Here is an 11,789-nt window from a genome sequence, read left to right as displayed (position 1 = left end):
TGCCCGGGGGATTTCGGGAAGCGATAACCCATTTCACATTCCCTCTGGCGGTCAGGCCGGTCCGCAATCAAGGCGTGGTTTCGAAGGCATGTCGGGACCTGTCGAGAAATCACAACGCAGAGTTCGGACCGGCCTGACCGCCCCTTAGGGCGAGCGCTCAAGCATGCATCTGACAGCGTTGCGCTGCTTGCAAATAGAACCACTATTGACTGCACATCGCGCCTTGCATCTGCATGCTTGAGCACTCGCAGAGGGCGTGTGAAATGGGTTAGCGCTTCCCTTTGGGGGCTGGGCAAGCAGCCCCCTTGGCTCGCCGTAAAAGGCGAAAGGCGACTTGCCAGACAACACTGCGGCCGAGAGCCGGACGCAGAGCGTCCTGACTAACAGGCGCTCCCACGCAGGGCATGGGAGCGATCAACGATCAAGCAGCTACCGCTCCAACAACACCTGCACACTCACCAACTGCACCCCTTCCGCCTCCAGCTGCGGCAAGCGGCGCTCCAAATAAGCCAGGGTTTCCGGATAGGGATGACCGATCAGCACGGCTGAGCCCTGCTTGCGCGCCCGCGCCAGTACCAGGCGAAACTCGTGATCGATCTCGGCTTCGCTGCGTACGTTATCCAGAAAGATGTCGCGGGAGACGTGGGGCACCTGCGCGGCCTCAGCAGCGAAGGCGGCCTGGGTTTGCGCGGTGGTACGGCTGTCGACAAAAAATAGCTGCCGCTCGGCCAACACCTGCATCAACCAGTCCATGCGCTGGCGATCGGCAGTCAGGCGACTGCCCATATGATTGTTGACACCCTGGATCGGGCTGAAGGCGTTCAGCGCCTGCTGCAGGCGAGAGCGAAACTCGGCTTCGGGCATCGTCGTGGTAAGCCCGCCCGGGCCAATCGACAGGCCGGCCATATTTTCCATCGGCAGATGCAGCATCACCGGCTTGCCGGCAGCAGCGGCTTCGCTGGCCAGCGTCTGGGAGTGAGGCAGCAGCGGCAATATCGCCAGCGCAACCGGCCCCGGCAGTGCCAGCACACGCCGCCCGGTGGTCAGACTCTGACCAACGTCATCAATGACAATCGCCAGGCGAGGTAATGCCGGGGCGGCGGGCAGCGGCTCTGAAACGGGCGGCTCGACGGCGTCGGCCGGCACCGTACCCGGCAGCTCAGGTGGCGCCTCGGCAGGCGCGTCAGGAACACCTGGCGGAATATTCTCCGGCGGGATGACCAGCGGCTCGGGTGGCAGCGGCAAAGGCGCAACCTGCTGCACCGGCTTATCAGCAGCGGTCGGCGCAGGGGGCTGCTCGGCGCTATCGTCCGAGCAAGCTGCCAGCGCCGCCAGCAGCAAGCCTGCCAGGCCGCGGAGCAGCCCGGCACAGACACCGAGCCTCACTCTACGTTGCGGACGATGTTAAGGCCCTTGAGCAGATTCAGCGCCTGGTTGAGCTGGTAATCGGCGTCGCGGGCATCGCGCTCACGCTGCGGCATGCTGCCGGTCGGGCGCTCCTGACCACTGGCGTTGTTCAGGTGGCCGGCCAAGTCTGCTTCGCGGTAGCCGCCGCTATCATCGACATCATCCAGGGTGACATGAGCGCGCTCGACACGGATATCGGGGACGATGCCCTGAGCCTGAATCGAGCGCCCCTTGGGCGTGTAGTACAGCGCAGTGGTCAGCTTAAGCGCACGATCATTGTTCAGCGGCAACACGGTCTGCACCGAGCCCTTGCCAAAACTGTCAGTTCCCATGATCACGCCGCGGCCATGATCCTGCAGGGCACCAGCGACAATCTCCGAAGCCGAAGCGGAGCCACCGTTGATCAACACCACCAGCGGCACATTGCCGGAGGGGTTGCTGCTGGTGGCGCTGTAACGCAGCTCGGCGTTGCTCAAGCGCCCCTTGGTGTAAACGATCAGCCCCTGATCGACAAAGCTGTCGACGACTTCAACCGCTGACTGCAACACCCCACCCGGGTTGTTGCGCAGGTCCAGTACCAGCCCCTTCAGATCACCGTTGGCATTGAGACGGTTGAGGCTGGTGCGTACTTCGTCACCGGTATTGTTCTGGAACTGGGTAATGCGCAGCAGCGAGTAACCGGGCTCCAGCTCTTCGGTCTTGACGCTCTTGACCTTGATGATGGCCCGGGTGAGGGTGACCTCAAAGGGACGACCACTGCCGCGCACCAGCGTCAGGCGGATCTCCGAGCCGGGCTCGCCGCGCATGCGGTCCACCGCGTCCATCAGGCTCATACCCTTGACCGGTTGGTCGTCGATCTTGACGATCAGGTCGCCCGCCTCGATCCCGGCTTCCGCCGCCGGGGTGTCATCGATGGGCGAGACTACCTTGAGAAAACCGTCCTCCTGGCCAACTTCAATCCCCAGACCGCCAAACTGGCCTTCAGTCGTGTCCTGTAAGCCGGTGTAGTCTTCGGGCGTGAGATAGGCCGAGTGCGGGTCCAGCCCTTCGAGCATGCCGCGCACGGCGTTGTCCAGCAGGGTGGCATCGTCGACAGGCTCGACGTAGGCAGCGCGAATGCGCTCGAACACTTCGGCAAAGGTGCGCAACTCGTTTAGCGGCAGGGGGGCTGCGGCTGCCTCGGCAGCTTGCTCCTGTGCCTGCAGGGGCATGACAAACGCCAGACTCAGACCGGCCACCAACAGACTACGCGCTGCAATCATGTAACTCTCCAATCCAGGGAAATCGAGCGGCCACCCCACCAGCGCGCTGTCATCCAGACAGCATACACCAGCGTGCCGGGTCCAGCGCCTGACCGCGATGACGAATGGCAAAGTACAGCGACGGGTCAGCCTGCCCGCCACTGGTGCCGACCGTTGCAATCGCCTCGCCCGGCTGCACCCAGGTGCCTACTTCCTTCAGCAAGCTCTGATTGTGGCCATACAGGCTGAGATAGCCGTCACCGTGATCCAGAATCATCAGCAGGCCAGAACCGCGCAACCAGTCGGCGAACACCACCCGGCCGCCGTGAATGGCGCTGACCTGGCTCCCCGCTGCTGCACTGATCAGCAAGCCGTCCCACTTCAGTCGCGCATCACTGCCACGCTGACTGCCAAACCGTGCCTGAATACGCCCTCGCAACGGCAGCGGCAACTTGCCACGCGCCTGAGCGAAGGGCTGATTGCCGGCCGGCGTGGGAATACTCACCACTGCCTCTTCAAGACGCTTGATAACCCTGTTGAGTTCCGCACGTTCCGCTTCGCGACTGCGTAACTGTTCGCTTTGCGAGCGCTGCTGGCCCTGCAGCGAGGCCAGCACCTGGGTGCGCCGACGCTGCTCAACGCGCAGCGCTTCGGCCCGATTAGCCAGACCTTCGCGCTGTTGCTGGAGTTCGTTCTGCTGCGCTGCCGCGGCGGCGGACGCCTGCTGCACCTGGGCGATGGTGTCGTTGAACCGACCGATTTCCTCGACCCGCGCACGGCCAACGTACTCGTAGTAACGCAGCATGCGCGCCATGCGGCCCGGGTCATCCTGATTGAGCAGCAGTTTCATATAGCCCTGCTGCCCGGCCATGTAGGCGGCGCGCACCTGGCGGGCAATCTGCTCTTGCTGGGCGTCGAGCGAGGCCTGCAGCTGCGCCGCCTGATCGTGCAGCTCCTGCAAGCGGCTTTCGCCGTCACGGATCTGCTGCTCCAGTTCGCCGCTTTCGCGCTGCAGGCGACCGATGTCGGTTTCACTTTCCTTGAGTTCGGCCTCCAGGCCGGTAGCCTCCTGACGCAGCTCATCCAGCACCGCCTTCAGCCGCTCGATGTCAGCCTGCGCCTTTTCCAACTCGGCTCTCGCCGCGCGCGCGTCCTCAGACTGATCGGCCGACAGCGGCAGCGCCGTGGCGCCACCCAGCGCCAGCACCGCGGCGAGCAGCCAGCTTCGGGTCCGTGCGCGTCCTTGCGTGCGCATGTCGGCTTACTGCACCCGCGTGATGATGCTGCGCCCGGTCATCTCGGCCGGTTGCGGCAGCCCCATCAGGGTCAGCAAAGTGGGCGCCACGTCGGAGAGGATGCCACCCTCGCGCATCTCGACCTGGCGCGGCCCGACGTAGACAAAGGGCACCGGCTCGCAGGTGTGCGCGGTGTGGGCCTGACCGGTAGTGTGATCAGACATCTGCTCAACGTTGCCATGGTCGGCGGTGATCAGCGCCTCGCCGCCGACTTTCTCCAGCGCTGCGGCGATCCGGGCGATGCACTTGTCCAGACACTCCACCGCCGCCACAGCGGCCTCGAACACGCCGGTGTGGCCAACCATGTCGCCGTTGGCATAGTTGACGATAATGGCGTCGTAGCGCTGCTGCTCGATCGCCTCGACAATGCGGTCGGTGACCTCGGGCGCGCTCATCTCGGGCTGCAGGTCGTAGGTCGCGACTTGCGGGGAAGGAATCAAAATACGCTCTTCGCCCTCGAAGGGCTCCTCGCGGCCGCCGGAGAAGAAGAAGGTGACATGAGCGTACTTTTCCGTCTCGGCAATGCGCAGCTGGGTTTTGCCCTGCGCCGCCAGATACTCGCCCAGCACGTTGACCAGCGTGCCGGCCGGGAAGGCACAGGGCGCCGGAATGTCAGCAGCGTACTGGGTCAGCATGACGTAGCCGGCCAGCTTGAGTTCGCGCTGACGGGGGAAACCACTGAAAGCCGGCTCAACGAAGGCGCGGCTCAGCTCGCGGGCACGGTCGGCACGGAAGTTCATGAACACCACCGCGTCGCCATCCTCCACCTTGACTGGAGAGCCGATAGTGGTCGCTTTGACAAACTCGTCACTCTCGCCACGCTCGTAAGCCGCAGCCAGGGCATCGGCGGCGTTCTCGGCGGCAAACTCGCCCTGCCCTTCGGTAATCAGGCTGTAGGCGGCCTCAACCCGATCCCAGCGGTTGTCGCGATCCATGGCAAAGTAGCGACCAATCAGGCTGGCGGTACGCCCCTTGCCCAGGCGCGCGTAGGCGTCTTCCATCAGTTGCAGCGACGGCGCTGCACTGCGTGGTGGCGTATCGCGACCATCCAGAAAACCGTGCACGTAGATCTGCTCGGCGCCGCGCTTGGCGGCCAGCTCGACCATAGCGACCAGGTGGTCCTGATGGCTGTGGACGCCACCGTCGGACAGCAGGCCCATGATGTGAACAGCCCGACCGGCGGCCACCGCCTTGTCGACCGCGCCACAGATAACCTCGTTGGCAAAAAACTCACCGTCCTGAATCGACTTGGTGACGCGGGTAAAGTCCTGATAGACCACCCGACCGGCACCCAGATTCATGTGCCCGACTTCGGAGTTGCCCATCTGCCCGTCCGGCAGCCCCACGTCCATACCCGAGCCGGAAACCAGCGTGTGCGGTGCAGCTGCCCAGAGCTTGTCCCAAACCGGCGTGTTGGCAGCCATGATGGCGTTGGAGTCGGGGGAGTCGCTGTGACCGAAGCCATCCAGAATCATCAGTACTACGGGTTTAGGGGCTGCTGTCATTGCACAAAGCTCTCGTTGGGAGTGTTCAAGGGGAACCGCGGGCATCGCCGCCGCAAATCTGCCAGACAGTTTACTTGCCCACCCCCCGGCTGTCATGCTCGGCTCGGTCCTGGGCAGCCCTGAACCCCGCATTGATTGCAACCAGGCCTAAACGCCAGAGGGAATGCGGAATTAATCAATGCGCCCTTGGGAAGCACTGACTACTTCCGCGCGCCCTCTGCGAGTGCTCAAGCGTGTAGATGCAAGGCGCGCGGTGCGGTCAATAGTGGTTCTATTGGCAAGCAGCGCAACGCCGCATATGCATGCTTGAACGCTCGCCCGGAGGGGCACTCATGCTGCGCCGTGCTCTGCGCCATGCCCTCGAACCTGCGCCTTGGTTGGGGACCGACCTGAAAGCCAGAGGGAATGCGGAATTAATCAGTGCTTCCCTTAGTGTATACTCGCCCTCTTTTTACCGCCCGGAAGCCCGTCAATGCAGTTTCTTCAACATCTGATCGAATTCATCGGCAATCACTACCTGCTGACCAGCGCCTTTCTAGTCGTACTGGCCCTGCTGCTGTTCACCGAAGGCCGCAAGAGCGGCAAGGCCGTGAGCACCGGCGAAGCGACTACCCTGATCAACCGCGAGAACGCGGTGGTCATCGACCTGCGCCCCAAGAAAGACTTCAGTGCCGGCCACATTGTCGACTCGCTGAACATCCCCTATGAGTCGCTGACCAGCCGCATGGGCGAACTGGACAAGCACAAGGGCAAGCCGCTGCTGCTGGTCTGCGCCGCTGGCCAGCACGCCGGCAGCTGCGCCAAGCAACTCAAGGCCGCTGGCCACGACAACGTAGTGCGCCTGTCCGGCGGCATCGCCAGCTGGCGCTCCGACAATCTGCCATTGGTCAAATAACATGGCTGACGTTGTCATCTACAGCAGCGACTATTGCCCCTTCTGCATGCGCGCCAAGCAATTGCTGGCCAGCAAGGGCGTCGACTTCCAAGAAATCTGCGTCGACGGCCAGCCCGCCGTCCGTGCAGAAATGACCCGACTTGCCGGTGGGCGCACTTCGGTGCCGCAGATCTGGATTGGCGACACCCACGTTGGCGGCTGCGACGAACTCTATGCCTGCGCACGCGCTGGACAACTGGATGCGCTGCTGGCAGGGTAAGCAGCTCTTTCCAACACGCATCAATTACCATCACACCAAGGATTTTCACGATGGCCGAAGAACAGAACAATCAAGCTGCCAACGGCGCTCAGGCTAACCAGCCACAATTCAGCGTACAGCGCATTTACGTCAAAGACCTTTCCTTTGAGTCGCCCAAGGCGCCGGCCATTTTCCAGACCCAGTGGAGCCCCCACGTCAATCTGGACCTGAATACCCGCAACAGCGAACTGCAGCCCGGCATCTACGAAGTCGTGCTGTCGGTCAACGCGACGGTCACCACCGGCGAGAACGAAACCTGCTTCATTGCTGAAGTGCAGCAAGCCGGCATCTTCGCCATCAACGGCCTGGACGACGCGTCTCTGCGCCACACCCTGGGTGCCTTCTGCCCGAACATCCTGTTCCCCTACGCACGCGAAGCGATCGACAACCTGGTCCTGCGTGGCAGCTTCCCTCCCCTGATGCTGTCGCCGGTCAACTTCGACGCCCTGTTCGCCCAATCCGAACAGCGCCGCGCCAGCGAAGCCGCCGGCACCGCCTGATCGGCCTGCTGCCGGGCAGCCAGCCTGCCCGGCAGTCACTGCGACACCCCGCCACATAATTCGTCTTGTGCGCCCTGTAGCGCATGCTCTAAGGTAGGCAACCGCACAGCCACCAACAGACGGAATCACGCATGACCCTCCCGGCTTCTCGCCCCCTGTATCTGCTAGCCCTTATTGTCTGCGTGCTGCTGATGACCGCCGCACTCTATCTGGAGCATGGCGTCGGGCTGGAACCCTGCCCATTGTGCATTCTGCAACGCATCGCGGTGATGGTCATTGGTGTTATCTGCCTGGCTGCCGTGCTGCACAATCCCGAACCGCGCAACGGCAAACGCACGGGCGCGCGCATCTATGGCGCACTGATCACCGTGGCCAGCCTGCTCGGCGCCGGCACCGCCGCGCGTCAGGTCTGGCTGCAGCACCTGCCGCCGGATCAGGTGCCGTCCTGCATCCTGCCGCTCGACTACATGCTTGAAACCTTGCCGTTGTGGGACGTGCTCAGTCAGGTGCTCAGCGGCACCGCTCAGTGTGCCGAAGTGACCTGGACCTTCCTCGGCCTGAGTATCGCCGAGGGCACCCTGATCGCTTTTATCTGCTTTACGCTGTTCGGCCTGATGCAGCTGGTGCGCAAGGTCGACTGAGCAACTGCACAGAAGTCTTGATGCCGTCACGCCCACTGGCCTATTCTGTTGCGACCCGGAACACATACACCCAAGTCGGCCCGACCGACACCGGAAGAAGAGGTGGAAGATGCTGGACAGTTGCACAAATGCCCAGGAGCGCTGGGGCGGCGTCCACCAGCTGATCGACCGCTGGCTGGCGGAGCGCCAACAGCTGATCCTCAATTACCGCCAGCTGCGCGAGCGTCCCGAGCCAAGCACGCAAACGGACAGCGAACTGACTGCCTTCTGCGACATCCTGGTCGACTACGTGTCGGCCGGACATTTCGAAATCTACGAACAATTACTACGCGAAGCGCAGGACTTCGACGACCAGCGCGGCATCGAGCTGGCGCATCGGGTCTACCCGCGCATCGAAACCATTACCCTGCAGGCCGTTGGCTTCAATGATCAGTACGGGCAAAGCGCTCGTGCCGACGACGAAGCGGCCATGCAGACGCAGCTGCAGCAACTTGGCGGCATGCTGCATGAACGATTTGAGCTTGAAGACTGTCTGATCGAAGTACTCCACAACGCTCACAAGGACCTGCTCAGCGCCGTCTGAGGGGCCAGGCACAGGAAGATCACGCGTGACCACCGACACTCCCAGCTCCAACGACAAGGTTTCCTCTCCGCTGCACCTGCTGCAGACCTTGACCCGCACGCTCAATGAGCATCTGGCAGAAGCCTGCAGCACGGCTGAGAAGGATGCGCGCAAGGCCCACGAGAAGCTGCTGCGTCAGCAGGAAAAACTGGAACTCAAGCTGCGCCAGGCCGAAGAGAAACTCGCCAACCGCACCGCCGAAGACCCGGACAAGCCCGCCAGCAAGACCCGCCGCAAACTGGCTGACCTGCAGGCGGCGCTAGACGAGCTGAAGACCGCGCGCGATAGCGCCGAAAGCTACATCAAGCAACTCGAAGCCGACGTGCGCCAGACCCTGCGCCTGGCCAAAGGGCTCGAGCGCATCGACGCCCAGGTTGGCCAGGCACTGGAGAAGCGCGACGCGCCCAAACCGGCCGCCAAGCCCCGCAGCCGCCGCGCCCCGGCCCGCCGCAAGCCTGCTACCAGCAAGCCAGCTCCGGCAGCTAGCGAAGGCTGAGCAGCCCGGCCAGCTGCACCAGCAGCTGCGCACGCCGACCGTTCACCGGCCCTGAGCAGGCAGCGCCCAACGCTGCCTGCACCGCCTGATCAGCGCAATCGCCCCGCCCCAGGCTGTCTTCCAGCACTTGCAAGCGCTGCAACTCGACCTCGATCTCTATCGCCTTGAGCCGCTGATATTGCGCCTGCAAGGCGATCTGCTGCGCAAGCGCGCGACGGGCCTGACGCAGCGGCAGCATCAGCTCCTCACGCCAGCAAGCCTGCTGCGCATGCACCTGCTGCCAGACATCGGTGGACAAGGTCCGCCCCTGTTGCTGCAGCCAGGCAGCCAGTAACAGCAGCAATACATCCTCGCCACTCTCGTCCTGCAGCGCCAGCAGCGTCGGCGCGACGCCCTCACGTGCGTACACCTGCTCGCTCCACCGCGCCAACGCTCCCTTACTCATTGCTCTTCTCCCAACCGGCGGCGCTGATATACTCCCGCCCCATGATCAGCATCGACTCTCTTACTCTGCAGCGCGGGCCCCTGCGACTGCTTGAACACGCCAATCTTACCCTGCATGCCGGCCAGAAGGTCGGCTTGCTGGGCACCAATGGTGCCGGAAAATCCAGCCTGTTCGCGCTGCTGCGCGGGCAGATCGAGCCCGACGCCGGCAGCTGCAGCATTCCCGCTGACTGGCGCATCGCCCACATGCAGCAGGAAGTCAGCGCGCTGGAGCGCAACGCCGTGGACTATGTCCTCGACGGCGACCAGCGGCTGCGCGACATCCAGCAACGCCTGGCCACCGCCGAGCAACAGGAGCAGGCCGAAGCGCTTGGCGCGCTGTACGCCGAGCTGGACAGCCACGGCGGCTTTAGCGCCGACGCCCGGGCCCGCACCCTGCTGGCTGGCCTGGGCTTCAGCACCGAGCAATGCGAGCGCCGGGTCGGCGACTTCTCCGGCGGCTGGCGCATGCGCCTGAACCTGGCGCAGGCGCTGATGTGCCCCTCCGATCTGCTGCTGCTCGACGAGCCGACCAACCACCTCGATCTGGACGCCATCCTCTGGCTGGAAGACTGGTTGCGCAGCTATCCCGGCACCCTGCTGCTGATTTCCCACGACCGCGACTTCCTCGACGCGGTCGTCGAGCATATCGTGCATTTCGAGAACCGCAGCCTGCATCTGTACCGCGGCGGTTTCAGCCAGTTCGAGCGCACCCGCGCCGAACGTCTGGCCCAGCAGCAATCGGCGTTCGAGAAACAACAGGCCCAGCGCGAACACATGCAGAGCTATATCGCCCGCTTTCGCGCCAAGGCGAGCAAGGCCAAGCAGGCGCAGAGCCGACTGAAAGCTCTGGAGCGCATGGAAGAGCTCGGCCCGGCGCATGTCGACTCGCCCTTTTCCTTCAGCTTTCGCGAGGCCGCCAACCAGTCAATGCCGCTGCTGGACCTGCATCAGGGCACCCTTGGCTACGACGGCAAGGCCATTCTTGAGCAGGTCAAACTGCAATTGGCTCCCGGCGCGCGCATCGGCCTGCTGGGGCCGAACGGCGCCGGCAAGTCGACGCTGATCAAGTCACTGGCCGGCAGCCTGCCGCTGATCGGCGGCGAGCTGAAAACGGGAGAACATCTAGCCATTGGCTACTTCGCCCAGCACCAGCTCGACAGCCTGGACCCGAAAGCCAGCCCGCTGCTGCATCTGGCGCGCCTGGCACCGGAGGAGCGTGACCAGGTACTGCGCAACTTCCTCGGCGGCTTCGACTTCAAGGGCGATCGCATCGAGGAGCCGGTATTGAACTTCTCGGGTGGCGAGAAAGCCCGGCTGGCACTGGCGCTGATTGCCTGGCAGCGGCCCAACCTGCTGCTGCTCGACGAACCGACCAACCATCTCGACATGGAAATGCGTCACGCGCTCACAGTTGCCCTGCAGGCCTTTGAGGGTGCCATGCTGCTGGTCTCACACGATCGCGCACTGATTCGCGACACCACCGACGAGCTGTGGCTGGTCGCCGACGGCCGCGTCCAGACCTACAACGAAGACCTGGACAGCTACACTCGCTGGCTGGCGCAGTTCCGCCAGCAACAGGCGGCCGCCAACGCACCCGAGCCCACCAGCAGCGCCCCCAAGGTCGACGCCAAGGCCCAGCGCCGTGCCGCCGCCGAACAGCGCCAACGCCTGGCACCCTTGAAAAAGGCCGCGGACAAGCTGGAACAGGAATTGAACCGCGTCAGCGAACTGAATGCGGAGGTGGAAAACGCGCTGGCCGACAGCAGCCTCTACGAGGCCGACAGCAAGGACCGCCTGAAAACCCTGCTGAGCCAGCAGACCGACTACCGCCAGCGTATCGCCCAGCTGGAAGAAGACTGGCTACAGGCGCAGGACGAGCTGGAAGCCCTGCAGACCGAACTCAATGGCGACTGACGCCGGGAGCCCTAATGACCCTATGGATTGACGCCGACGCCTGCCCAAGACCGGTACGCGATGTAACGGTCAAGGCGGCACGCCGCAAGCAGATCGAGCTGGTGCTGGTAGCCAACAGCGCGCAGCAGCTGCCGCCGGGGCCCGGCGTGCGTCAGGTGATCGTCGCCTCAGGCGCCGATGCCGCGGATCACTACATCATCGAGCACGCCCGCCCGGGCGACCTGGTGGTCACCGCCGACATTCCGCTGGCCGCCGGCCTGGTCGACCGCGGGGTCACCGCCATCAACCCGCGCGGACAGATCTATGACAAGGGCAGCATTGGCGAACGCCTGGCCGTGCGCAACCTGATGGACGAACTGCGCGGCGCCGGACTGGCCGGCCGTGGCGGCCCACCGCCCTACAGCGACAAGGATAAACAGGCCTTTGCCAACGCACTGGACCGCCTGATCGCGCGACTGGGCTGATCGCTGCAACGGCACTGACGGCTCG

The 11,789-nt window shown here is 63.9% G+C and carries 13 protein-coding genes; 8 read left to right on the top strand and 5 right to left on the bottom strand.

Annotated features, from left to right (window positions below):
• Positions 1–429: 429 nt before the first annotated feature.
• The 4 genes from ASB58_RS14245 to gpmI are packed head-to-tail and all read right to left on the bottom strand — an operon-like array spanning position 430 to position 5,448.
• Positions 430–1,386, bottom strand: a complete 957-nt coding sequence (locus ASB58_RS14245; RefSeq protein ID WP_235827305.1) for a divergent polysaccharide deacetylase family protein — start codon at positions 1,384–1,386, stop codon at positions 430–432.
• Positions 1,383–2,669 (bottom strand): S41 family peptidase, encoded by a 1,287-nt coding sequence (locus ASB58_RS14240; protein WP_096004477.1) that lies wholly within the window; start codon positions 2,667–2,669, stop codon positions 1,383–1,385. The genes ASB58_RS14245 and ASB58_RS14240 overlap by 4 nt, the downstream gene beginning before the upstream one ends.
• Positions 2,670–2,718: 49 nt before the next feature.
• A complete protein-coding gene (locus tag ASB58_RS14235) occupies positions 2,719–3,903 on the bottom strand; it encodes a murein hydrolase activator EnvC family protein (protein ID WP_235827304.1) in 1,185 nt (394 codons plus the stop codon).
• Positions 3,904–3,909: 6 nt separating this feature from the next.
• Positions 3,910–5,448, bottom strand: a complete 1,539-nt coding sequence (gpmI, locus tag ASB58_RS14230) for a 2,3-bisphosphoglycerate-independent phosphoglycerate mutase (RefSeq protein ID WP_118131327.1) — start codon at positions 5,446–5,448, stop codon at positions 3,910–3,912.
• Between the two features lie 472 nt (positions 5,449–5,920).
• Between gpmI and ASB58_RS14225 the strand changes: the two genes are divergently transcribed.
• From ASB58_RS14225 to ASB58_RS14200, 6 genes are all read left to right on the top strand, one after another.
• Complete coding sequence (locus ASB58_RS14225) at positions 5,921–6,343, top strand: rhodanese-like domain-containing protein (protein WP_118131326.1); 423 nt, start codon at positions 5,921–5,923, stop codon at positions 6,341–6,343.
• Position 6,344: 1 nt separating this feature from the next.
• A complete protein-coding gene (grxC, locus tag ASB58_RS14220; protein WP_096004480.1) occupies positions 6,345–6,602 on the top strand; it encodes a glutaredoxin 3 in 258 nt (85 codons plus the stop codon).
• Between the two features lie 50 nt (positions 6,603–6,652).
• Positions 6,653–7,141 (top strand): protein-export chaperone SecB, encoded by a 489-nt coding sequence (gene secB, locus ASB58_RS14215; RefSeq protein ID WP_096004481.1) that lies wholly within the window; start codon positions 6,653–6,655, stop codon positions 7,139–7,141.
• A 131-nt stretch (positions 7,142–7,272) separates the two neighbouring features.
• Complete coding sequence (locus ASB58_RS14210) at positions 7,273–7,782, top strand: disulfide bond formation protein B (RefSeq protein WP_096004482.1); 510 nt, start codon at positions 7,273–7,275, stop codon at positions 7,780–7,782.
• A 109-nt stretch (positions 7,783–7,891) separates the two neighbouring features.
• Entirely contained in the window at positions 7,892–8,365 is a 474-nt protein-coding gene (gene rsd, locus ASB58_RS14205; protein ID WP_118131325.1) for a sigma D regulator, read from the top strand.
• 25 nt (positions 8,366–8,390) lie between these two features.
• The gene (locus ASB58_RS14200; RefSeq protein WP_096004484.1) at positions 8,391–8,900 is read left to right on the top strand and encodes a hypothetical protein; all 510 of its coding nucleotides are present in this window, start codon (positions 8,391–8,393) and stop codon (positions 8,898–8,900) included.
• Here the strand turns inward: ASB58_RS14200 and ASB58_RS14195 are convergent.
• Positions 8,887–9,345: a TIGR02444 family protein gene (locus tag ASB58_RS14195; RefSeq protein WP_118131324.1), complete on the bottom strand. Its 459-nt coding sequence runs from the start codon at positions 9,343–9,345 to the stop codon at positions 8,887–8,889. The two genes, ASB58_RS14200 and ASB58_RS14195, sit on opposite strands and share 14 nt — an antisense overlap.
• A gap of 41 nt (positions 9,346–9,386) precedes the next feature.
• On the opposite strand from ASB58_RS14195, the gene ASB58_RS14190 reads away from it, so the two are divergent.
• Positions 9,387–11,300, top strand: a complete 1,914-nt coding sequence (locus tag ASB58_RS14190; protein WP_118131323.1) for an ATP-binding cassette domain-containing protein — start codon at positions 9,387–9,389, stop codon at positions 11,298–11,300.
• A gap of 14 nt (positions 11,301–11,314) precedes the next feature.
• Positions 11,315–11,764, top strand: a complete 450-nt coding sequence (locus tag ASB58_RS14185; protein ID WP_118131322.1) for a YaiI/YqxD family protein — start codon at positions 11,315–11,317, stop codon at positions 11,762–11,764.
• Positions 11,765–11,789 lie beyond the last annotated feature (25 nt).

This window comes from Pseudomonas abyssi, assembly GCF_003444685.1.
Classification (GTDB): domain Bacteria; phylum Pseudomonadota; class Gammaproteobacteria; order Pseudomonadales; family Pseudomonadaceae; genus Halopseudomonas; species Halopseudomonas abyssi.
This window is presented reverse-complemented; position numbering and strand designations above follow the sequence as displayed.